Annotated in this window: 18 protein-coding genes; 8 read left to right on the forward strand and 10 right to left on the reverse strand. The window is 48.8% G+C overall.

Annotated elements, in window-relative coordinates:
* Positions 1–260 precede the first annotated feature (260 nt).
* Both BM030_RS10625 and BM030_RS10630 read right to left on the reverse strand, forming a co-directional pair.
* Positions 261–1,250, reverse strand: coding sequence for a hypothetical protein (locus tag BM030_RS10625; RefSeq protein ID WP_090973583.1), 990 nt, complete (start codon positions 1,248–1,250; stop codon positions 261–263).
* A gap of 22 nt (positions 1,251–1,272) precedes the next feature.
* A complete protein-coding gene (locus BM030_RS10630) occupies positions 1,273–2,616 on the reverse strand; it encodes a deoxyguanosinetriphosphate triphosphohydrolase (RefSeq protein ID WP_090973716.1) in 1,344 nt (447 codons plus the stop codon).
* A 163-nt stretch (positions 2,617–2,779) separates the two neighbouring features.
* Here BM030_RS10630 and galK point away from each other — a divergent pair, with 163 nt between their 5' ends.
* From galK to BM030_RS10660, 6 genes are read left to right on the forward strand one after another with little or no spacing between them, the layout of a single operon-like run.
* On the forward strand, positions 2,780–3,955 hold the full coding sequence (galK, locus tag BM030_RS10635) for a galactokinase (protein WP_090973584.1): 1,176 nt from the start codon (positions 2,780–2,782) through the stop codon (positions 3,953–3,955).
* Positions 3,956–3,962: 7 nt separating this feature from the next.
* Positions 3,963–5,036, forward strand: a complete 1,074-nt coding sequence (locus BM030_RS10640; protein ID WP_090973585.1) for an aldose epimerase family protein — start codon at positions 3,963–3,965, stop codon at positions 5,034–5,036.
* A 58-nt stretch (positions 5,037–5,094) separates the two neighbouring features.
* A complete protein-coding gene (locus tag BM030_RS10645; RefSeq protein WP_090973586.1) occupies positions 5,095–6,213 on the forward strand; it encodes an ATP-binding response regulator in 1,119 nt (372 codons plus the stop codon).
* 33 nt (positions 6,214–6,246) lie between these two features.
* Positions 6,247–9,801 carry a response regulator gene (locus BM030_RS10650; RefSeq protein ID WP_090973587.1) on the forward strand — a complete coding sequence of 1,185 codons (3,555 nt, stop codon included), beginning with the start codon at positions 6,247–6,249 and terminating at the stop codon, positions 9,799–9,801.
* Positions 9,802–9,813: 12 nt separating this feature from the next.
* Entirely contained in the window at positions 9,814–10,179 is a 366-nt protein-coding gene (locus BM030_RS10655; protein WP_090973588.1) for a response regulator, read from the forward strand.
* Positions 10,169–11,002 carry a CheR family methyltransferase gene (locus BM030_RS10660; protein ID WP_090973589.1) on the forward strand — a complete coding sequence of 278 codons (834 nt, stop codon included), beginning with the start codon at positions 10,169–10,171 and terminating at the stop codon, positions 11,000–11,002. Before BM030_RS10655 ends, BM030_RS10660 begins: the two co-directional genes overlap by 11 nt.
* 5 nt (positions 11,003–11,007) lie before the next feature.
* Here the strand turns inward: BM030_RS10660 and argH are convergent, their stop codons facing one another.
* Both argH and BM030_RS10670 read right to left on the reverse strand, forming a co-directional pair.
* The gene (argH, locus tag BM030_RS10665) at positions 11,008–12,339 is read right to left on the reverse strand and encodes an argininosuccinate lyase (RefSeq protein ID WP_090973590.1); all 1,332 of its coding nucleotides are present in this window, start codon (positions 12,337–12,339) and stop codon (positions 11,008–11,010) included.
* A gap of 379 nt (positions 12,340–12,718) precedes the next feature.
* A complete protein-coding gene (locus BM030_RS10670; protein WP_244518858.1) occupies positions 12,719–13,306 on the reverse strand; it encodes a Crp/Fnr family transcriptional regulator in 588 nt (195 codons plus the stop codon).
* A 125-nt stretch (positions 13,307–13,431) separates the two neighbouring features.
* Here BM030_RS10670 and BM030_RS10675 point away from each other — a divergent pair, with 125 nt between their 5' ends.
* A complete protein-coding gene (locus BM030_RS10675) occupies positions 13,432–14,370 on the forward strand; it encodes a ring-cleaving dioxygenase (RefSeq protein ID WP_090973592.1) in 939 nt (312 codons plus the stop codon).
* A 9-nt stretch (positions 14,371–14,379) separates the two neighbouring features.
* Positions 14,380–15,003, forward strand: coding sequence for an alpha/beta hydrolase (locus tag BM030_RS10680; protein WP_090973593.1), 624 nt, complete (start codon positions 14,380–14,382; stop codon positions 15,001–15,003).
* Positions 15,004–15,006: 3 nt separating this feature from the next.
* Here BM030_RS10680 and bglX read toward each other — a convergent pair whose 3' ends face one another.
* The 6 genes from bglX to BM030_RS10710 form a co-directional block, all read right to left on the reverse strand.
* Positions 15,007–17,247, reverse strand: a complete 2,241-nt coding sequence (bglX, locus tag BM030_RS10685) for a beta-glucosidase BglX (protein WP_211657583.1) — start codon at positions 17,245–17,247, stop codon at positions 15,007–15,009.
* Positions 17,248–17,344: 97 nt separating this feature from the next.
* On the reverse strand, positions 17,345–19,075 hold the full coding sequence (locus tag BM030_RS10690; protein WP_090973594.1) for a family 43 glycosylhydrolase: 1,731 nt from the start codon (positions 19,073–19,075) through the stop codon (positions 17,345–17,347).
* Positions 19,075–20,568 carry a sulfatase family protein gene (locus tag BM030_RS10695; protein WP_090973595.1) on the reverse strand — a complete coding sequence of 498 codons (1,494 nt, stop codon included), beginning with the start codon at positions 20,566–20,568 and terminating at the stop codon, positions 19,075–19,077. The genes BM030_RS10690 and BM030_RS10695 overlap by 1 nt, the downstream gene beginning before the upstream one ends.
* 12 nt (positions 20,569–20,580) lie before the next feature.
* Positions 20,581–22,347: a family 43 glycosylhydrolase gene (locus tag BM030_RS10700; RefSeq protein ID WP_090973596.1), complete on the reverse strand. Its 1,767-nt coding sequence runs from the start codon at positions 22,345–22,347 to the stop codon at positions 20,581–20,583.
* A 102-nt stretch (positions 22,348–22,449) separates the two neighbouring features.
* Complete coding sequence (locus tag BM030_RS10705; protein ID WP_090973597.1) at positions 22,450–23,808, reverse strand: glucoamylase family protein; 1,359 nt, start codon at positions 23,806–23,808, stop codon at positions 22,450–22,452.
* A gap of 58 nt (positions 23,809–23,866) precedes the next feature.
* Positions 23,867–24,859, reverse strand: coding sequence for a metallophosphoesterase (locus tag BM030_RS10710; protein WP_090973598.1), 993 nt, complete (start codon positions 24,857–24,859; stop codon positions 23,867–23,869).

Here is a 24,859-nt window from a genome sequence, read left to right on the forward strand (position 1 = left end):
CAATCCGACCCAAAAACCCAAACAAACAACCGGAAAAAAAACCTCAACGAACAACCGCCTCCTCCGAAACGGGACGCAAAGGTAGAAAGGTTATCTTAAAATTCAAACAATAAATTGAAAAAAATCAACTAACCACTGATTATCAGTGCTATTGTTCGTTTACTAACCAAATATCTTCTTAATGAACGATCCCTACAAGAATGCAGGGCAACAAAGATACACAGAATCGAAGCAACGCTCCAAATAAATGTTATTTTTTATTAACCCTTGGATAAATTTATGGCTTCAGCCGGCAACGGATGACCTTCGGCGTCCAAGAGAAATGATATCGGATGTTCCGGATTCTTGATTATTTCAAACAACGTGAGCCCCCATGGCGCCCAAAAGTTTTCGAGCACTTGCCCAAACGTCTTGACCTGCCAATGGTCAAAGATTGGCTTCATGCTCATATCGGCCAACGGCATCGGCTCAACGTATATACTGTCGTCTGTGGACATCACCGTATATTCGGGCAACCGATTAAACAAGTACGCCGAATAAAAAAAGCGTGCACACAATTCCTCAAATTGAACGGGGTGCAGCACCCGACCATGAAGCTTTTCTAAATATTCCTTGTGGTAAACCTTATTCGTTCCGTTATCTTGAAGGCAAACGATCAGTCCGATGTCATTTATCTGGAGAGAGTACACCAGTGTATTAATTTCATCACGGTAATTGAACGTCTCCTTCGGGTTCTCTACCGGAACCACCACCACCGTAAACGGAAGTGCCCCCTCAAACTCCATCGGTACTATCAAGGATTGTAGCATCAAGTGCAGGTTTTTAAACTTATGCGCCAACACTTGAGAGAAGTTCATCGGTTCACCACTGATGGCCTGTTGCCGTATCCCTGCTTGTATTTCATTCACAATAACTCCATATACCATACGGCCAACCCATTGGAATAACGTGACCTGACTGAGCTCCTTTACGGCTGCGTATCCCACGGAAAACGCTTTTTCAGTCTGTTCATCCAATTCGTATATCTTTCCGGCCACTGCGGCCGCACAGGGCAATTGCAATTGTTTATATGTCCGGATACTATCATCCAGCAACTTGAACGGTTTATCTTCAAGGGCATACTTATGCATTAACCAACGCGGAAACACCGATACGCGATCGTCTGCCGAACTCAAGGGCTGTCCGCTCAGAAAACACGTATTATTATCAAAACGGAAGTCGTTAAAAGGATCGTACAATGTGTGAGCCATAGAAAAGATATAATAGGGTCTTTTAATCCAATGATGGGAACGAAATTCCCTTAATTTTACGGTACAATTCAACGGCATAAAGATCGGTCATCCCCGAGACGAAATCAAGCACCGACCGGATTTTCGCGTAAATGCTTTCCTGTTCTGTATGGAACTGTTTAGGCATCAGCGCTACTAGCTTGGCGTCATATTTCGTTTTCTTCGACTTAAGGTATGCCGGAATAAACTCCTCCAGCAGGCCATTCATCACCTTATATCCCGCTACCTCTATCTGTACTACGGCAGGTGCATTGTATATTCTGCTGACTGAAACCTCAGCTATACGCCGCATGGCTATACGCAACCGTTCATCTATAGCATCGATCAGCGGCCGATCAAAACGACCTTGCAGAATACGCCATTGCTCCTTCACAAAAACATCAGCACAAGCAACAATCAAGGTGTTGATCGCCTTGGCCCGCAACAAACTCACCCGGCTGTCCAGATCTTCCAGTTGTGCCAGCCTGCTACCTAACTTCTCATCCCGGCAAAGCGGCAGCAGTAATTGAACGACCTCATCGTATGACAGAATATTCAGCCGGTGCGCATCTTCCAGGTCAATAATATTATAACAGATATCATCCGCAGCTTCCACCAAGTAAACCAACGGATGCCTTTTATATACAGCCGGGTTCTCCGCATCCCGAAGCAGCCCCAACTCTCGGGCAATCTTATCAAAGACATGCCGTTCGGACTGGAAGAAGCCGTATTTCTTCCGATGATGATGTGGCATATGCCCATCCGGCGATGAGCAGGGATACTTTACGATGGCCGCTAATGTGCTGTAGGTTAAGGCATATCCATTTTTATCCTTTCCTGTAAACGGATGGGTAAGTATACGCAGAGCGTTGGCGTTCCCTTCAAAGTGGATCAGGTCGGCCCACTCGGCTGGTGTCACCTGCCTGCTGTACTCACTTCCGGCGCCATCCGTAAAATAATTGGAAATAGCGGCTTCGCCGGAATGGCCGAAAGCGGGATTCCCCAAATCATGAGACAAGCATGCGGCTGATACGATGTTCCCTACTTCTTGCAGATATGGTAGCTCATTGTCTATATCCGGATTCATTTTGCGCATCTCATTATAAAAAATACGCCCCAACGAACGCCCAACACTGGCAACCTCTAAACTATGTGTAAGCCGATTATGCACAAACACGCTCCCTGGTAACGGAAATACTTGCGTCTTATTCTGAAGCCTTCGGAACGGTGACGAGAAAATCAGCCGATCATAGTCGCGCTGAAACTCCGAACGTGCGTCATGCTGATCGTCGATGCTACGGGATTCATACCCCCATCTTTTGGCTGCGAGCAGCTGTTGCCAACTCATTGTTTCCATAGTCGTGCAAAGGTAAGATATCCATATTAAAGACCGACGGGTTATAAACTTACTTATATAATAATTTGGTAGCGTCTCTTACCCCCACTTACTATCAAGGCTTGTGGCATCCTGTTTTTTATCGTATTTTAGGCGCTCGAATTATATACCGCGAATGGAAACGACAATGGCTGTGGTGCTGCAAGACTCAGTACGGACAAAATTTCAAGAACTTTTCAATGACACCCCTTTGCTTATCCGTTCGCCCGGACGTGTGAACCTCATCGGCGAACATACAGACTATAATGGAGGCTTGGTACTTCCCGCCGCAATAGACAAAAACATCGTGTTGGCGATCGGGAAACGGGATGACGATTCGGTACAACTTTACTCGTTGGATCAGCAACAAACGCATCAGGCCACCCTTCATACCCTAGACCGTGCTCCGCAGCTATGGCCGGATTACATCCTGGGCGTTGTGCAGCAACTTCAAAAACGAGGATTTGCGCTCCAAGGGTTCAACCTCGTTTTCGGTGGGGATATTCCCCAAGGGGCAGGACTTTCATCGTCTGCTGCACTGGAATGCGCCACGGCGTTTGCCCTCAATGAACTTTTCGGGTTCGGCATTGCGCGGCTCGATCTTGCACTTATCGGCCAAGCGGCAGAAAACGAGTTTGTCGGCGTGAAATGTGGACTGATGGATCAGTTTGCCAGTGTATTTGGACAAGCGCAGCAGCTCATTAAACTAGATTGCCGGGACTTCAGCTACGAATACATCCCCTTCAACACCCCGGACCTACGAATTGTTCTGTTTGACACACAGGTAAAGCATTCACTGGCTTCGTCGGCTTATAATGAGCGCCGTGAGCAATGTGAATATGGGGTTTCTCTTATTCAACGGCACCATCCGCAGGTAACAAGCTTACGTGATGCAACGCTTGAACAGGTTGAGCGCTACGTTAAGCCAGAGAATGAAGTGGTCTACAACCGCTGCCACTACGTTGTTGCCGAAATCCAGCGGCTGCAAGATGCCTGCGAGGATCTCAGACGCGATGATTTCGTTGCGTTCGGCAAACGTATGTTCGAAACACACGCCGGTCTTCAACATCAATATGAAGTGAGCTGTGCAGAATTAGATGTGCTTGTAGACCTGGTTCGGGACGACGATGCTGTATTAGGTGCTCGGATGATGGGCGGCGGTTTCGGCGGATGCACTATCAATTTGGTAAAAGCCGACCAAACGCAGCGCGTCATAGATACCGTTGTCCGACTGTATGCCGAAAAAACAGATAAACATGCCCAAGCATATGTGGCCAACATTGCTGAAGGCACCGCTATCATAAACCATTAACAAACATATGACCAGTTATCGATTGCCAGACCCGAAAAACTTCGAGCACCGTATTTCCGGCAAAAACACACACCTACTGGTTTTGGAAAATGCCCGAGGGATGGCTGTTGCCGTTTCGGACTTTGGCGCCCGTATTGTTAGTTTATTCGTGCCGGATAAGCACGGCACACCGACCGATGTAGTACTGGGGTTCAATACCATACAGGAGTATTTGAAAGCTGAGGAACAATATCATGGTGTTACCGTGGGACGATTTGCCAACCGCATTGCCAACGGCCGATTTACGATTGATGGGGAAACCTATTATATCCAGCCTAACAATGGACCAAATGCTCTCCACGGCGGTGCAGAGGGTTTTCATAGCCGACTTTGGGACAGACGGGTAGCGTATCGCGAAAGTGTTGATTTTTATTACGTATCCGCTGATGGAGAAGAAGGGTTTCCAGGGGAACTTGCCACAACAGTCAAATACCGGCTTACAGACGATAACGAGCTCGTTATCAGCTACCGCGCCGAAACAGACAAACCAACGGTGGTTAACCTCACCAACCACGCTTATTTCAATTTGAATGGCGAGGGTAACGGCAACGTGCTCAACCACCTATTACAAGTACACGCAGACAACTATCTACCCGTTGATAAGCACCAGATACCGACCGGTTCGCCTATGCCGGTTGCGGGCACACCGTTCGATTTCAGCGTGGCTAAGCCGATCGGGCAAGACATTAATATGCCGGATGAGCAACTGATTGGTGCCAATATGGGATACGATCACAATTTTGTGCTTAACCATCGAACTTTGTCAGAAAAATTGCCAGTGGCCATGGCATACTCGCCACAAACAGGTATCCGGTTGGAGGTTTTGACCACCGAACCCGGACTTCAATTTTATACGGGAAATTTCCTGACCGGAACGGACAAGGGCAAACGGGGGATTCCATACGGAAAACACGATGCTTTCTGCCTAGAAACACAGCATTTTCCGAATTCACCGAACCGGATGGATTTTCCCAGTACCGTACTGATGCCGGGCGGTGTTTTTCAGTCGGAAACGGTATACCGTTTTTCGGTAGTTAAGTAAACAGGCGGCAAAGTTTGATTCTTCGTTAAAAAGGTCTATTTTTAGCAACCGCTTAACGATGATATTGATTGTAGACGACAAAATTGAAAACATTACTGCGCTAAAAAAGATTTTAGCGTCTCAAGGTTTACCTGTGGACACGGCGCTTTCGGGCGAGGAAGCACTTAAGAAAGTGCTAAAACGTGAATATCAACTGGTAGTGCTTGACGTGCAGATGCCGGGCATGGATGGGTTTGAAGTTGCCGAGGCAATCTCGGGAATCAGTAAAACGAGTGACCTGCCTATTATATTTCTATCTGCCGTAAATGTTAGCAAAGCTTTTATCACGAAGGGGTACACGTCCGGTGGGCATGATTATCTCGTAAAGCCGGTAGACCCGGATATTTTGGTGCTCAAGATTAAGATGTTTATCAAGCTCCAGGAACAGGCAAAGGAGTTAGCCCGCACCCAAGAAGAGCTGCGCAATGAAATCGAGCAACGCAAACGCTTGGAAGAAAAAAAAGATGAGTTTATCGGCATGGTAAGCCATGAAGTGAAAACTCCGTTGACATCGGTTAAAGCTTACATACAGTTGGCCGGTGCCGCAATACAAGACAACAAGATAAACAGGGCATTGCAGTTTGTCACGAAGGCCAACAATCAAGTGGATAAGCTCAACCAAATGATGACCGAGTTGCTCGACATTGCCAAAATGGAATCCGGTGTATTGGACTATAACCTCTCAGAGTTCAACTTCTCCCAGCTACTGGACGACGTGCTGGATATCTTTAAGCAAAGCCATCCTGAACGCTCGGTCGTACTCACGGGAAACACGAATATTACCATACGAGGCGATGCATTACGGCTGGAACAGGTGTTACTGAACTACCTCTCCAACGCAGCTAAGTACTCTCCTGAAACCGAAAAGATATATGTAAACGTAGCGCAATCAGCAGGTGATATGGTCAAGATCTGTGTGAGAGACAACGGTATCGGTATTGAAAAAGAAGAACAGGATAAACTTTTCAACAAGTTTTACCGGACCAAGCAATCCAGCGCCAAATACCGAGGATTAGGCATGGGGTTATACCTATGCGCTGAAATCATTAAATTCCATGGTGGTGAATATGGTGTAACAAGTGAATTAAAGAAGGGCTCAACATTTTATTTTACGCTACCGGTTATGCCCTCTGCATAACCCGCTGCTCAAAGAACGATAAGATTTATGCTGATGAATATTAAAACGAACACGAATCTAAAGGTAGGTTTCGGGCTTTCGATTCTATTGCTAATCTTAAGCTCCGTTATTGCTTATATCTGCATCGATCGGCTACTCAGCAGTTCAGTGTTAGTTCGCGAGACCAACGAAATAACACGTACGCTGGAGCAAGTCGTATCCAGCGTGCAGGAGGCAGAAACATCGCAAAGAGGTTTTTTACTGACCAGCAATGTGCTGTATCTCCAGCCATTTACGGCAGCATGCGACCGGGCCCACCAATTGCTTGATCAGGTGGTACTTAAAACCAAGGACAATCCGGTACAGCTGAAAACCGGGCAGCAATTGAAGGAAGCACTCAGTATGCGAGTGGAGCGTATGAACGCCATGATAGACAGGAAACGCGAGGTAGGCTCCATCAATGAAGGTGATATGGAAACCGGCCGGATTTACATGGAAAACATCCGCACACTGTCAAACCAAATGATTGCCGAAGCCAATGCCCAGCTCGAAGCGCGGATAGCCATACGGGATAGGTTTGCCAAGTTTACCCCCGGCGTTATTGTATTGACCACACTGCTTGCCATATTGATTTCCGTGGTTTTCTATTTACGGATTGTCAAAGATATGGCTGAACGGACGGCATTGCACCAGGCCTTAGAACGGAAAGATAAGGAGGTGCAACAGCGCATCGATGTCATTCAAGGCATCGCGTCCCAGATTTCATCAGGCAACTACACCGTCCGAGTCAAAGACGACGAAAAAGACACACTGGGCAGCTTAGCTGGCTCATTAAACCAAATGGCCGAATCGTTGGCGATATCCTTTGGGCGACTGGCCAATAACGAATGGTTACAGAGTGGCGTTGCCGCATTAAACGAAAAAATGGTGGGTGAAAAGCAGGTCGACGCGATCTGCCACGATATCATTAACTTCCTTGCTGAATACACAGACAGCAAAACCGGCGCGCTATACTTACTTGAAGGGAACGAGCTGGAGTTGCAAAGCGGATACGCGCTTCAACCCGATAAAGCACTGAAAATCGCGCCGGGACAGGGAATTGTAGGGCAGTGTTTCATCGACGGCAAAGCAATCCTGCTGGAAGACATCAGTGGCGACGCGATCATCGTGTCATATGCAACCGGTTCAATCCGTCCGAAGGGTATTATCGTATTCCCGATATTCCACGAACGAAATTGTATCGGTGTTATTGAATTAGCGGCGTTAGATCCGTTTACGGATATCGAACAGGAATTCCTCAGCGTTGCAGCCCAAAACATTGGCACGGCCATTTACGGAGCCCAAAGCCGCAGGAAGCTGCAAGAATTATTGGAAGAAACACAAACGCAGGCCGAAGAACTCCAAGCGCAGCACAACGAGCTGGAAAACCTGAATGCTGAACTGGAGGCACATACGCAGAAACTCCAAGCATCTGAAGAAGAACTACGTGTACAACAGGAAGAACTACAGCAAAGCAACGTCGAATTAGAAGAACGCAACCGCCTGATCCGTGAGCGCAATGCGGAAATCATGGAGAAAGCCAAGCAATTGGAGCAAAGCACCCGGTATAAATCAGAGTTCATGGCTAATATGTCACATGAACTGCGCACGCCGCTCAATTCCATCCTACTGTTATCGCGCTACTTGGCTGAGAACAGCGAGCAAAACCTCACAGAAGATCAGAAAGAATCGGCAACAGTAATCTATAATTCGGGAAATGGTCTATTGCAGCTAATCGACGAATTGCTTGATCTTTCCAAAATTGAAGCCGGCAAAATGGATGTAGAATATACAGAAGTTTCGATAGCTGAAATACTAAGCTCCGTCGAGAGTACCTTTATGCCCGTTGCGCAAGATAAAAAATTGGCATTGATCTTCGAAAACACCGTGCCCAGTGATATGGTGGTAAGCACGGATAAAATGAAACTGGAACAGATTCTGAAAAACCTAATATCCAACGCCTTAAAATTCACAGCCGAAGGGCATGTAAAATTAACGGTAAAAACAAAATCAAGCGGGAAAGACCGGTTGGAATTCGTGATCGCTGATACCGGCATCGGCATACCAGCCGACAAGCTCGGTCAGGTATTTGAGGCATTCACACAGGCCGACGGTTCAACCAAACGGAAATATGGGGGAACCGGACTTGGCCTTTCGATAAGCAGGCAGTTGGCCCGTTTACTGGGGGGAGAAATCACAGTAACCAGCGAACTCAATGTAGGCAGTGAATTCACCTTAACGATACCAGTGACCCAGCCACAGCAGGCTGCTTCATCTGAGCTCCCATCCTATGGGCCTGCAGAAAGCCAACAGGCACCTATTTCTGAGCATGTGGTAACAGTCATTCCCCCTCCTGTCGCAGATGACAGGGATGATATCAGCCCCGATGATAACGTGCTCCTTATCGTGGAAGACGACACTGTTTTTGCCAGAGAACTGCTTCAATTTGCCAGGAAAAAGAAGTATAAAGGCATTGTAGGCGTGCGAGGCGATGAAGTTATGAACCTTGCGCTGCAGTACAAACCGCTCGCTATACTGCTGGATATCAAACTGCCAGTGAAAGACGGCTGGCAGGTTATGGAAGAATTAAAATCAAACACTGCAACACGGCATATTCCCGTACATATCATTTCATCGTTAGAGGCCAAAAAAGAGAGCCGCAAACAAGGTGCGGCAGACTTTTTCAGAAAACCGCTGGCGATTGAGCATATGCAAGATATGTTCCAGAAAATTGAAGCAGCGTTGGCAAAAGGCCCTAAGAAGGTCCTTATTGTGGAAGAAAATACGAAACATGCGCAAGCATTATCCTACTTTCTGGAATCTTTTGAGGTTTCTTCGAGCGTAAAGCACTCCATTAATGAAAGTGTAGACAGTCTACTGAACGGCGAGGCCGATTGCGTTATCCTGGACATGGGTGTACCGGATAAGAATGCCTACGACTTGTTGGACACCGTGAAACAGCACCCCGGTCTTGAGGACGTACCAATCATTGTGTTCACCGGCAAAAACCTGTCTCCTGCAGAGGAATTCCGGCTCAAACAATATGCCGACTCGATCGTTGTCAAAACAGCGTACTCGTACCAACGGCTCATGGATGAGGTTGCTATCTTTCTGCATCTGGTTGAAAAGCAACGGGAAGAGGGCGTGCCGACCGAGTCGAAATTACAGCTTACGGTTAGTGACGTATTAAAAGGGAAGACGGTATTGATCACTGACGACGACGTCCGCAACATCTTTTCGCTGACCAAAACCTTGGAAAAGTTAGGGATGAACGTCATATCAGCAACCGACGGATTGGAAGCCCTGCAGATGCTTGAACAGCATCCAGAGACAAACATTGTGTTAATGGACATGATGATGCCGCATATGGACGGTTACGAAAGCACCGCAAAAATAAGGCAACAGCCTAAGTTCCGGAACCTGCCTATAATTGCCGTTACAGCAAAGGCTATGCTTGGCGACCGTGAGAAGTGCATAACGGCAGGGGCATCTGACTATATTTCCAAGCCCGTTGATCTGGACCAACTGGTGTCTTTGCTCCGCGTGTGGTTATATGACAGCAACAGTTGATTTGTGTATACCATGAAGAAACCCATTCTTATTATTGATGACGATCCGAGAAACATTTTTGCACTGGCACTTACGCTGAAAACGAAGGGTTACCGCTGCTTGTCAGCTACCAATGCAGCCGACGGTCTGAAACTACTAAAAGATGAACAGATAGGCCTCGTATTATTGGACATGATGATGCCTGATTTGGACGGGTACCATACCATTGCTATTATTAAAAAGGACGACCGCAACGCTCAATTGCCCATCATTGCCGTAACGGCCCAAGCCATGCCCGGTGACCGTGAAAAATGCCTTGCCGCCGGCGCAAATGACTATATCTCTAAGCCGATTGATGTTGATGCGTTACTAGGGTTACTCAGAAAATATGGATACTAACGAAGCGATACCGCCGATAACAGACGAAGATCTTGAGCTGCTGCTTGGTGACATCGTTGAGGCGTATGGCTATGATTTCAGTGCTTATGCATGGGCATCGCTCAAACGACGGGTGACGCGTCTATTTTCAATAGGCCGCTTTGCCAGCTTCGCGGAGCTCCGCCACCGTATCCGTACAGACCGGGAATACCTGCCCCGTTTTATTGAAGAGATAACGGTGAATGTAACCGAAATGTTCCGCGATCCTTCATTTTTCCGTGCCTTGAAGCAAGAGATCTTCCCTGCTCTTTCGACTTATCCGTTCATACGTATCTGGCATGCCGGATGTTCCACAGGAGAAGAGGTGTATTCCATGGCTATTATGCTACATGAGGCCAATTTATTACATAGAGCCGTCATATACGCTACGGATATCAGCCCTGCTGCAGTAAAACAGGCCGCGAGTGGCTTGGTTCCGATAAGGCATATGAAACAATATGCCAGAAATTATATTGAGGCAGGAGGTATCAATGACTTCTCTGCTTACTATACGGCAAGTAATAATCAAGTATTATTCAGGGATGAGCTACGGAAGCATATGGTGTTTTCGACACATAACCTCGCATCCGAGACATCATTCAATCAATTTCAGCTGATTTGTTGCCGCAATGTGCTCATTTACTTCAATAGCGCACTACAGGAACGGGTATTCAATCTGTTTGATCAGAGCCTTGAACGGTTCGGATTTTTGGCATTAGGTTCCAAAGAGTCCATGAGGGCTGCCCAATGCTATAACCGGTATAAGCAAATCAGTAAGCAAAAAATATGGCGAAAAATAGCTTAATGTTTTTACTCCAGCAGCTTATTTAAGGCTTTATTTACGCGCTCAAAATCAAACGCGGCTACCAAACGGTCAAACGCCTGACGGATGTCTGCATTGCATAAATTGCCAATACTGCCCTCATGGGTATGCTGAACGTCCTTCTGCGGTTTAAAGGTTCCCGACTCAATTGCTAATCCAATATTACGATAAGCTTCCCTGAATGGCACGCCTTTGAGCACTTCATCATTTACCACCTCAACGCTGAAAAGGTAATCATATTTCGGATCGTCCAGGATATTCTCCTTGATACGGATGTGTTCCAACATAAACGCCGTCATCTCCAAGCATTCATGCAGTGACTGAAATGCCGGGAAAAGGTTCTCCTTAAGCAATTGTAAATCACGATGATAACCCGAAGGTAGATTTGCTGTCATTAAGGCAATCTCGTTTGGCAACGCCTGTATCTTATTGCAACGCGCCCGCACCAGCTCAAATACATCTGGGTTTTTCTTATGGGGCATGATGCTTGAACCGGTCGTAAGATGATCAGGGAACGAAATGAATCCGAAATTCTGGTTCATGTACAGGCATACATCCATTGCGAACTTGGCAAGCGTGGCCGCAACGGCACTCATTCCCTGCGCCAGTATACGTTCTGTTTTGCCCCTGCCCATTTGAGCGTACACCACATTATAGTTCAGGTCGTCGAATCCCAACAGCTCGGTAGTCATCCTCCGATTCAGTGGAAAGGAAGACCCGTATCCGGCGGCAGAACCCAGCGGGTTTTTGTTACACACTTTCCATGCCGCCTTCAACAACTCCAAGTCATCCACCAAGCTTTCCGCGTAAGCGCCAAACCATAGGCCAAAAGACGAAGGCATCGCGATTTGCAAATGTGTATAGCCCGGCATCAGCACTGACTGGTGGGCGTCACTCAGCTGAATAAGCCGATTAAACAATACCGTCGTACGCTTAACCAGTTCAGCTATCTCCATACGGAAAAAGAGCTTCAGGTCCACCAGTACCTGGTCATTCCGTGAGCGACCGCTATGTATCTTCTTTCCAGCTTCACCGATGCGCTCGGTAAGCAATAACTCAACCTGAGAATGCACATCTTCCACACCTTCGCCTATATGAAACTGGCCCTGTACGGCTTCCGTATACAGCTCCTTAAGCCCCCGCTGGACCGAAGCCAAATCGTCGTTGCTCAATAAGCCTACGCTATTGAGCATCCGGGTATGTGCCAGCGATCCAAGGATATCCGCTACGGCGAGTTGCAGATCCAGTATACGATCGTTGCCTACCGTAAACGCTTCCACAAAGGCGTTTACGTCTGTGTTTTTCTGCCAAATCTTCATTTCAACGCCAAAAATACAAATCGCTTTTATATTCCCCACATTTTTAGCTTATCATGCCGGCCAATTAATTGCTAAAAGGATAAAGCTAAATTAACGTGAGTGTTTACTCACTTATTTTTAAAAAAACCTTTTGTAGTAATTATTTATATTCATACGTTTGTAGCCATAAGAGGGGAAAATGGTAGAGATTCAGTTGCTTTTTAACACACTCTGTCTAAAGGTGAGTGAATCATAAATTACTCGATATTGTAAACATAAATGATGATAGACCTCCATGTCTTAAAACTGGAAACAACGAATTGCTAACCAATTATAAACCTATTTGTTTATTTTTATTTGACAAGAAGCGGCGTAAAGTGTGGGAAACTTTACGCCGTTTCTAATTTTTCTTAGTGGCCAGTCTCCGCCTCACTTTACTTAAAAATTCAGGCGTCATACCTAGATATGCTGCAATGTAATGCTGTGGCACTCGCATGGCGATACCAGGGTATTGCTTCATGAAATCTATATACCGTTCCTCCGCTGTTTTGGCCATGGTACGGAAAAGCCGTTGCTGCATTGCCGAAACGTGCCTTTGCACCATCAGACGAAACATGCGCTCAAATTGAGGGACGCGGGCCAACAGTGCTTCCTTCCGGACGGGATTGAGGGTTAACAATTCGCTGTCTTCCATTGCCTCGATGTACAATAAGCTGGGTTTACGTTCATGGAAGCTTCCGATGTCACTGACCCACCAATCTTCCACAGCGAACTGAAGAATTACTTCGCTACCGCTTTCATCGATATAATAATTGCGTATGCAGCCTTTTATAATGTACGCTTCAAAATCGCATATTTCTCCTTCCCTGAGCAATAGCTGCCTTTTTTTTACCGATCTGGGCTTCAACAGGCTATCAAAGAATGCCAGATCTTCGGATGAAAAGTTACCGTAACGGTTGGCGTATTCATTAATGGGCGCAAACATCATATCAACTTTTATTAACAAACATACCGATTTTTTTAAAAAAGGATCTGAACCATTTCTTGTCATAGATTAATGTACAGCGGAACCATAGCCCATACTTTTGTGTTGATAAAAGAAAGGAACAGATTATGGACAACAAAATCTTGGGCATACATCACATTACCGCCATTGCGGGAGATGCCAAACGGAACCATGATTTTTATACCCGTGTGATGGGGCTGCGTTTGGTAAAAAAAACAGTCAATTTCGATGATCCGGAAACCTATCACTTCTATTTTGGTGATGAGGTGGGTACACCGGGAACTATCCTAACCTTTTTTCCTTGGGGCGATCGTGTGAGGCAGGGGCGGCGGGGCACACAACAAGTGACGGAAATCGGTTACGCCGTACCGGCAGGAAGCCTGGATTTCTGGAAAAAGCGCTTTGAAGACGCAGGAGCCATTCATAATAATGTTGCGGAAAAATTCGGCGAACAGTACCTGACAGTGCTTGACCCGGATGGATTAAAACTGGAACTTACCGTACCTCAAGTTCCGGATGCACGTAAGCCTTGGGTAACCGATGAAGTAAGCGCCGAATTCGCTCCCCGTGGATTTCACCACATCACCATCACCACCAATAAAATGGACGCAACGGCGCAGATATTGACGGATGTTTTCGGCTATCGGTTGTTGCAGCAGGAAGTGAACCGCTTCCGGTTTATTACAGATGCGGTGAGTGAAGCGGCATTGGTAGATTTGGTAGAAGCGCCCGGAGAGTCCATCGGACTCGTTGCCGGCGGTTCTGTCCACCACGTGGCCTTCCGGGTAAAAGACGAAGCTTCCCTAATGAAGTTCCGGGAAAAAATTATGTCACGCCGACTCAATATTACAGAGAAAATAGACCGCAATTACTTCTATTCCGTGTATTTCCGGGAACCCGGCGGGGTGCTGTTCGAAATCGCAACCGATAATCCCGGGTTTGCGACCGACGAGACCGTAGCGGAACTAGGCAATGCGCTGAAATTGCCGCCGCAATACGAAGGCTACAGGAAACGCATAGAAAGTGTTTTACCTCGATTAGATTAATCATTTGCCATGTACACACACGAAAAACAATTTATTCAGGCTGGCAAATTAGCTGCACATGCCAAGAAAGCCGTGATCTTGCTCCATGGACGGGGCAGCACAGCACAAAGCATATTGTCATTGCAGCGCCATCTGCAATTAGAGGATGTGCTATTGCTGGCACCCCAAGCCAACAACAACTCGTGGTATCCCTATACCTTCCTGGCTCCGGTACCCAATAACCAACCGGCATTAGACTCCGCGTTGGAACTGGTAGATGCAGCGGTATCGGAAGCCATCAAACAGGGGGTACCAGCAGCGCAAATTTACTTTGTTGGCTTTTCGCAGGGTGCCTGCCTTACCTTGGAATACGTCGCTCGCCACGCGAAACGCTATGGCGGGGTGGTTGCTTTCACGGGCGGGCTAATCGGAGCGGAACTCGATACTGCAAATTATCAGGGCGATTTCGCCGGCACTCGGATTTTGATTACGGCAGGCGACTATGATCCACACGTTCCGCTGCAACGGATAGAGGGTAGTGCAGTCATCCTCCGTGAAATGGGTGCTGACGTGAAGGTGGAGATTTATCCCGATAAGCCCCACAGCATCAGTGCGGACGAAACCCTACTTGCGAATGAATTCATATTCGGTTGATGTTTAATCAACCAATATGAATTTCTTCTCTTGTACATCTCTTGAATTAGGGCCTACGAATACCGAAAATTCCCCAGGCTCAGCCACGTAGTTTAACTCCGCATCATAAAATTTAAGGTCTTCTGCTGTGATATCAAAAACAACCTGCTGTGACTCACCAGGTTCCAAACGGATCTTCCGGAATCCTTTCAGTTCCTTAACAGGCCGTGTTACTGAACCGACTAAATCACGAATATATAGCTGCACAACCTCTTCACCGGCATACTTACCCGTATTTTTCACTGTTACGCGCACCTGAAGGCTTCCCGCCTGGTGGAGCTGTTCAGCGCTGAGCTCCATCTGATCGTATGTAAACGTGGTATAACTTAGGCCATAGCCAAAAGGATAAAGCGGATCGTTGCTCACGTCTAGGTAATTAGAGCGAAATTTTTGAAACCACTGCCCATCTGCCAATGGCCGTCCCGTGTTTTTATGACTATAGTACAAAGGCACTTGTCCCACGTGCTGCGGAAACGTGGCCGGCAATTTTCCCGATGGGTTTACATCCCCAAAGAGCACATCAGCCACGGCCTTTCCGGTTTCCGTACCCCCGAACCACACATTCAGGATGGCGGGCACATGCTCATTTTCCCAGGTAAGCGTAAGTGGCCGTCCTGTGAACAGCACCAGCACCACCGGCTTGCCGGTCTCCAGCAACTTGGCCAATAACCGTTGCTGTACAGTAGGAATGCCGATATCGGTACGGCTGGAGCTCTCGCCGCTCATCTCCGAACTTTCTCCCAAGGCCGCAATGATCACATCCGCCTGTCCGGCGACTGCCAAAGCCTCGGCGATCACCTCCTGCTCCGGCCGTTCATCGCGGGGTATGGTACGCCCGAACATCGTGGCCCGCTCTTGATACGCTGCATCCTCCAGCAGGTTCGACCCGTGGTGATGGACAATCTTCACCTGGTTACCCAACGCATCACGCATTCCCTCCAGCAGGGAAGGCGTGTTTTCCAGATCAGCGCTCACACTCCACGTGCCCGGCATGTTAGTGCCGGTATTAGCCAGTGGCCCGATCAGTGCTACCGTTCCCTGCTTTTTAAGAGGCAGCACCTGTCTGTCGTTTTTCAACAGCACAAATGACTTACCTGCTGCCTCACGCGCTTTGGCCAGGTGCGCCGAATTGAGGATCACTTCCCTCGCCCGGCTATCATCGCAATAACGGAACGGATCTTCAAACAGTCCGAGTTTATACTTTGCCTCTAATACGAGCCGGCAGGCACGATCAATATCGGCCACGCTTACTTTACCTTCTTCCACTGACCTTTTTAACGTCGTGAGAAACCCTTCGCCCACCATATCCATCTCCACGCCTGCTTTGAGCGACCGCGCCGATACTTCCTGTAGATCGCCAAGGCCATGGTCGATGAGTTCATTGACTGCTGTGTAATCCGTCACGACAAACCCGGTAAACCCCCATTGATTGCGCAACACATCCGTCATCAACCATTTATTGGCTGTAGCGGGCACCCCGTTGATGTCATTGAAAGCGGTCATCACACTACCAGCCCCTGCATCGATAGCCGCTTTGTACGGAGGCAAGTATTCGTTATACATACGGTGCAGGCTCATATCCGTCGTATTATAGTCGCGCCCTGCCTCAGCAGCCCCATATAGCGCAAAATGCTTAACACACGCCATCAACGTGTTATGAGCGGCGAGGTCGTCACCCTGATAGCCCCGTACCATCGCCTCAGCAATGCGCGACCCAAGGTAGGTGTCTTCGCCGCTACCTTCGGATATCCGCCCCCAGCGTGCGTCACGCGAGATATCTACCATGGGTGAGAATGTCCAGTTCAACCCGTCAGCTGAAGCCTCCATGGCAGCAATGCGTGCAGTCTCCTGGATAAGTTCCATATCCCAGGAAGCCGCAAGGCCCAGCGGAATCGGAAACATCGTTTTATAACCATGAATAACATCCATTCCGAAAATGATGGGAATTTTCAGTCTTGAGTGATTGACCGCCAGTTCCTGTGCAGCACGGATACGCTGCGGGGTGCTCATGCTGAAGATCCCGCCGATCTTTCCTTCTTTGATTTTGGATTCCACGTCGGTACTGACCACTGATCCGGTCACCGCCTCTCCCGCAGTGACCAAATTGAGCTGTCCGATTTTCTCTTCGATGGTCATCCGGCTCATCAGTTCGCTGACAAAGCGGTCCATATCGTTATGAGCTTGTTGGGCGCACACTGGTTTCATAGCCAGCGACAGGTATATCAGGCCTATACAAAAACGAAACTGTTGACTATATAATATTTTCATGGTTGCCATGTATTAACAAATTTTATATTATTCGCTACTCTACCGCTTTTACGGCTGTTTGTCCAGAAATTCCGTTTTCATTAAATGCTTCCACGGTGAAATAATACGACTGATCCACCGTCAGCCCTTTGATCTCCAAGGCATGCTGCCCGTACAGCATCCAAGCACTATACAGCTTATCGGGCGCGATACCCCATCTGACCGTGTAGCCCTGCACGTTTTCCTGCGCATCCCAGGTCAGCTGTGCATCCCGCCGGTCGGTGTCACGCACCACCTCGAGGTTTTTGACGGTGACCGGCTTCTTGCCGCTACCGACGCCGAATATCCGCAGCCCGGAAATGGAAAGGTAAGGCGTAGGCACATGGATGTTGCGATACCGGATATACCGCAGGTGCGCCGGGTTCTCCAATTCTACGTAGTCATTCGGTACATCGCGGAAGCTGTTTTGCCGGTCTACCAGCAGTCGCCAGTCCTGCCCATTTTCCGATCCTTCAATCGCATAACGGTGAAAAAGCCCTTCGGGCTTCCCGTAAAGGTCCGATTGATAGTCGTTGAAGTTGACCTGTATGGCATGCACCTCCGCCACGCGCTGGAGATCGATCTGGAGCCATTGCGTATCGCCGTTGTCTTCGGCCACCCAAAATGTTTTCACCTGTTCGTCGGTGACGTGCTCCGGCCCATAGCTCCCCAGCTGGGAAGATGCCGTTACCGGCTTTTGGTACGACAGCAGCATCCAGCCGGTAAATGTTCCCATCTTGCCCGGAATATGCGGCGCATAATGCGGATAGTCTCCGTAGGCGGTGTTGGCGTGCATCAACCCATCCGCGTCGAAATAAGTGGGAAACATCCCGATACGCCGTTCCCAGCCGATATTGACATCCACAGCCATCGTACTGAAATGCCAGTAATGTCCAGCCGGACCTTCCACCGTACTTCCATGGCCGGCCCCGTTGATAAAGCCGCCCGGTTTATACGAAAAAGGATTGTTGGACGCATACCTATATGGGCCGAGCGGCGCGTCGGCGATGTATACCCCATCGCCGTACACGTCAAACTGGGTGCCTGGCGCTGCGTATTGCAAATAATACTTACCGCCCCTTTTCAACATGGACGCTCCTTCTATATAACCCCGGAGCACCGTATCGCTGTGATTGTGTCCGAAACGTTCCCACCCATGCCGCTCTCCATCCAGGTTGAACAATTCATATACCTCCTTTGACATCGGAATGAAGCGGTTGGTTCGATCGAGCTTCTTAGCCCGGATCGGAAACTTATTGGATGAACCCCAGAACATGTACGCCTGACCGTCATCATCTATAAACAAGTCAGGGTCCTGCAACTGCGTCAATACGGAAGGTACAGCCTTCCAGTCGCCCCGCTTGGGGTTATCGGTATACAAGATGGCCATCGCGCCGACGGGGTTACCCGTCACGTACAAAACCGAGTCTTTATAATTATGCGCGGTGGGGGCGTTAGACCCCTCAAAATACCATTTCTCCGGGCGGACAAACGTCCAGTTGTGCAGGTCGGGCGAGTACCAGTAGCCCATGGAGCGGGTTACAAACATATAGTAATCACCACGGAATTCCACCACGGTGGGATCTGCGCCCGAGCGGTATGACAGACTGTCAAACCGCGTGGCGTATGCATAGTCCAGATTCAGCGGATTGCAGTACGTCCGCTGCAGCAACGCCTGCGCCGACACACCGTGAGAGGCGACAGATAGGACTCCGGCACAAGCCACTATGAGAATTGTCCGCTTCATCAGTAAGTCCCCCTATACAGGTGATCGATGCGCTTCTGATAAATTTTTTTCAGCGGAATCTGCATCCCGCCGGTTGATTCCAGCCAGTCCCAAAGCTCTTTCTTCAACTGACCGGCAATCTCCTGCGACTGGGGATCGCGGATCAGGTTGTTCATTTCATACGGATCATTCTCCAGATCATACAGCTCATTGGCATCCCATAGCCCGTGGTTAAAAATGTATTTGTATCGGTCGGTGCGTACGGCAAAGATAGTGGGCGTTTGCGGGAATGCCCATTCCCAATAATATTCGTAATACACCTTATCGCGCCACCCTTCGATAGACTTACCCTGCAGTAACGGCAGGAAAGAGTAGCCCTGCATCTGCTCCGGTTTTTCCATACCGATCAAGTCGAGGACGGTAGGACCGATATCGACATTCATCACCATCTGGCTGATTTTCGTTTGCGGCTTGACCAATTTCGGCGACCAGGCCAGCAGCGGTACCCGCATAGATGCCTCGTACGCGTTCCGCTTGTCTATCAGGCCATGTTCACCGAAAAGGAACCCATTGTCACCCATGTAAACCACCAGTGTATTTTCGGCGAGGCCCCGCTCCTCAAGCCAGGCGATAACAGCGCCGATGCTCTCATCAACGCTGCGGAGCGTCTCGCAGTACTGGCGATAGAAATCCTCAAATACGATCGCTCCATCGTACATATAATCCACGCCATGCCAGCTGTATCGTTGTTTGCGCACCCATTCCGGTATATCTTCCCGGTTCACCGGGCCATCGTAAGGCGTTTCGGTACCCACCCGCATGCTACTGTCTGTCGCGGTCAGGTACATGGAAGGCGGGGTCACAACCGGCATGTCTTTATAAGTCCCCCGGTGCCTTTCAGCAGGCTCGAACTCAGCATGCACGCCCTTGTGAGATAGGTACAGGAAAAACGGCTGCTCGCTGTCTAAGCTGTTAAGCCAGTCGATGGCATATTCGGTCAGCAGATCGGTCGTGTAGCTTCCTTCGGGCTGCTTCACTTCCTCCCCGTTGATATTGAACGTCGGCGAATAGTATACCCCCTGCCCCCTGAAGCTCACCCACTGGTCGAACCCGGGCTGTTTACCCGCACCTTCATTACCCATATGCCACTTGCCGAAAAACCCGGTTTTATACCCCTTTTGCTGCATATACTGCGGAAAGAAGGTGAGCCCTTCGGGCATGGGCGCATTGTTATCTACAATGGTATGCGTATGCGCATATTGACCGGTAAGAATAGACGCCCGGCTTGGCGAACAAAGGGAAGTGGAAACAAAAGCATTCTCCAGATGCGCCCCTTCCCGTGCCATGCGGTCCATATGGGGTGTTTCCAGATGGGGCACCTTGTCCATGAATCCCATGAAGTCATACCGGTGGTCATCGCTCAAGATGAACACTACATTATATGGTTTGCCGGGCTGGGCATATCCTAAAATCACAGCTCCCCAAACACCTAAAAATAAAAAAATCCTTTTCATCAGTCGTTTATTCTAATCAACACGTTTTACTTCACTCCTCGCGGACACCCCGTTTTCATTGATCGCCTCGATGGCAAAGTAGTAAGACTTTTGGCTGTCCATCGCCTTGTAATAATACTCGTTGGCACCATGCACCATGATGCAGTTGTACAGCTTATCCGGTGCCAGGCCGGTATAGATGTTGTACGCATACGCGTCGTCTACGGGGCTCCACTTGATCCACGCACTACGCTTATCTTTTTCCGTGCGCACGACGATAAAATCCTCCACCGAATCAGGCTTGCGGCCCTGCCCCCTCCCAAACACGCGAAGGCCGCTGATGGCAAATTTGCCGGTAGGCATGTGTATGTTTTCCAGCCGGATATACCGCGCTTGTACCGGAGCCTCAAGTTCCACGTAATCATGCGGGACATCCGTATCATTTTGGCTCTTATCTACCAGTACCTTCCAGCGTTTGCCGTCCTCCGAGTAAGACAGGATGTATTGGTGATATATGCCCTGCATCTTGCCCAGAAACGCGCTATCGGCATCCTGGTCAGCGTAGTTGACTTGCACGGCGTGTACGGTGCTGACAGCACCAAGATCGCTTTGTATCCATTCACCCTTATCACCGCTGGCGGCGCTCCAATAGGTCTTCATGCTCTCATCCACGGCATGGTTTGCCGGATACGCCGCGCCAAGGGTGGAAGACACTTGCACCGGCTTGTTGTAATTGAGCAGCATCCAGCCCGTAAACCTGCTCCGCAGATGATCAGTAGGTCCGTCGGGCAGATAATGCGGATAATCGCCAAAAGCGGTGTTACAATACATCACACCGTCAGCATCGAACCCCGCGGGCCACATGCCTAGCCTCCGTTCGAAATTATTTTTTACGCCTAAGACAACGGTTGCCACATGCCAATAGTTGCCATCGTTATCCTGGAATGTCGCCCCATGTCCCGCGCCCCGCGCAAAGCCACCAGGTTTATAGCTCAGTGGGTCAGACTGTGTTGCAAACGGACCCAGGGGGCTGTCACCAACAGCCACCCCATCGGCATACCCGCTGAACTCAGTGCCCGGGGCTGCATATTGCAGATAATACTTACCGTTGTGCTTGGTCATGTGCGCCCCCTCGATAAACGGGTCGAGAAAAGTGTTATCCATATACTCGCCGAAACGCTGCCAGCCGTAGCGCCAGTCTTCCAGCAGATATAGCTCCTTACGGGTGCCTATCGGTTCCATGGTCTGCCGGTTCAATTCGATGCCGTAAAGCGGATAACGGTTGCTGCTACCATTATACATGTAGAAGCGGCCGTCATCATCTGTAAAAAAATCCGGGTCCCAGCCGCCTATGGCGAACGAGTCGACCAGCGGCTGCCACTCGTTGGCCTTGGGGTTGGTACTCATCCAGATGGTAAACTTGTCCGTATAGGTAGAGCCAAATACAAGCATGGTATCGCCCACGATTCCCACAGCCGGTGCACAGAGCTCATCATACACATCCCCGTTCCACGGACGCAAAAATTTCTTGGACACAAAGTTCCATTTTGACAGGTCGCTGCTCCACCAATAGCCCCACTGATTTGTGCTAAAGAGATAGTAGTCGCCCTTGTAGTTCACAATAACGGGATCAGCCGTGGCGCGATGCCGCCCCCATTCCGAAAAATTAGGAATCGGTGTATAACCATAGTCAATATTTATCGGATTGCAGTACGTGCGCGGTACCTGGGCGCGGATGGTTCCGCTGCATAGCAACCAAGCTCCAATAACCAACCAACCATATTTCCAACGATGTTTCATGCTTTTTATGCTGTATGCATTATGCCTATAGCTTACGGCGGTCCCACCATTCAATTCTGCTCACCGACCATTCACCACCGATCACGGATCACCAACCACCCATTAAATCTCCGGGCTTTCGAATCCCAGCTTTTTCAATCCTTCTTTAATTTCTGGTGCCCCCATAAACAGTTTCCAGAACAACCCACTGCGGTGGTTTTCAATCATGACCACAATAGGTCCTTGATCAATAGCCAGGTAACGCTGTGGAAACCAATTTTCTGTTTCGCTGTACGCATCGTAGAAGCCGTATTCACCCCACACCTTATCGCCCAGCTCTTCATACAGGTAGCGCATCATATCCAAGCTCTGCTTAGGCGTATATGGAATGGAAGATAAGGCAGCGGTAGGTGAAATTACACCCAGATCGTTACCGGGATAATGAGCAGAATACCCGTTGACTGAATAGCTGGCAGTAAGCCCCCATGCACTGGGCCCGTACCCCTTATATCCTTTGGGATTTTCTACACAGTAGTCGTAATGGATCAGGGCATGGCTGGTGTTGAGTGTCCAGTAATCGGCATACTTATCCTTTAATCCCTTTGGGTTCAAACCCAAGTATGAATAATGCGACCAAAACAGCGGGCCTACGCCATTTGCTTCAGTCACATTATGTTTCAGCTCGATAGAACGTCCGTAGCGCTCGGCATCAGACTTGATGGCTCCTCCGCGGGCCCACCCCTCATGGTATACTTCGGCTGGTACCCCATGTGTGGGCGAGGATGCAGCTAACACATAGGTGATGAGGCACTCGTCATAACCACGGATAGGATGATTAGCAGCCCACCCTGCCGTCGGGCTCCAATGCCAATACAGCACGTTCTGATCCCCTTGGCGGTACCAATCCCATTCAATAGTCTTCCAGAGGGCATCGGCGCGTGCAGCCAATTGCTTTTCCTGTTCACCACCTTGCTGGAAATATTCCCTGACACAAATCAATGCCTGCGCCATAAAGGCCGTTTCTACGAGATCGCCACCGTTATCATTCTTGCTGAAAGGCTTCACCTCGCCCGTGGGGCCGTGTATCCAATGCGACCACGCCCCGTGAAAACGATCCACCTTTTCGAGGAAGCTGAGAGCTTTGTCAAATCGCTCAAGTGCTTGTTCTCGGGTTATGAATCCGCGTTCTATGCCAGCGATAATGGCCATTAGCCCAAAGCCACTGCCGCCTATGGTCACCACATCACGGTCGTTCTGCGGGTATTCTCCATCGATGTGTATCCGTTCGCGGGCTAGGCCCGACATGGGCTCAGCCCCATCCCAGAAATACCGGAAGGTTTGATGCTGTACGCGGGTGAGTAGGGAGTCATCGGAAAGCGTCCGCTCAGTCGGTACCGAGCCGCTTTGCGAAGTTTTGTTTTGATGACATCCAGTAATGCCGACGACTGAAAAGGTTAATAGCACGATGCCGACCTTAAACATGGGAATTTTCGTTCTTTTGATTGATTTACTGTACACGCTTAATAGGGTTTTATATGACTTAATATCCGGTTTTCAGATAAGGATATCGGATTTGAAACTGATGAGCTTCCTCTTCACGGTAAGCATTTACATACGGAGAATACGTCGTAATAAATAAGTTATTTTCCTTCGGATTGACTTTAAGTATCCTCAACCAACCGTTGCCGCCGTTGACCGTTCCTGTTACGCCTTCTTGAAAATTAGCAAGAAACTGATATACCGGAAAACCGGCTTCGTTGATACTTACCAATGTCCCCACCCCGCTATTCAGCACGTGGCCGGAAAACACGAATCGGATATTGGGATGTTTCTTCACTAACTTCTGCCAGATCTGCTCGCCGTCGTTTACCGCATGCGTTGCCGTATCCTTACCTATACCATAACCCTGTGGCCGCCAATAATCGCCGTGACCTTGCCTCGTACTGTCGGAGTACATATAGCTATGTGTATTGAGTATGACCAGCCGGTCGGGATGATCGGCCACAACATCGTTGGCCCAAACCAACACCGATTCGCGCGGGCCAAATTCCAGGGAAAGCACCAACCATTTATAATCACCAGTTTCCAACAGATAGTATGCATTGTCAAGCCGCCCTTCTTCGAATATTCCGCCAAAAGCAGGTAGCTTGGCCATGTGCGCAACAGGAAAGAAGGTGTTGAATAGCGTTGTATTACGAACATCGGCAAACTTACCCGGCTCACTGCCCATATCATGGTTCCCTACGGCTAATACGTAGGGAACCTTATCGTCAAGGCGCCGAAAAGCGTTGCGCACCAATTGCCACTCTTCTTCGTTGTTGTTTTGCGTCAGATCGCCTTGCTGAATCACCATCGCGATGTTCGCTGCTTCTTGTTCAATCCAATTGATCTGTGCATCGAGGATATCGGGATATTTTTCAGCATATGTCTGCGTGTCCGGCAATAGCACAAAAGTGATCTCTTCTTCAGCTTTTGGAGTACATGCATTTATCAGTATACCGAATAAGCCTAACAGCAATATTCTGGGCGTCAT

Source organism: Parapedobacter composti (genome assembly GCF_900112315.1).
GTDB lineage: Bacteria > Bacteroidota > Bacteroidia > Sphingobacteriales > Sphingobacteriaceae > Parapedobacter > Parapedobacter composti.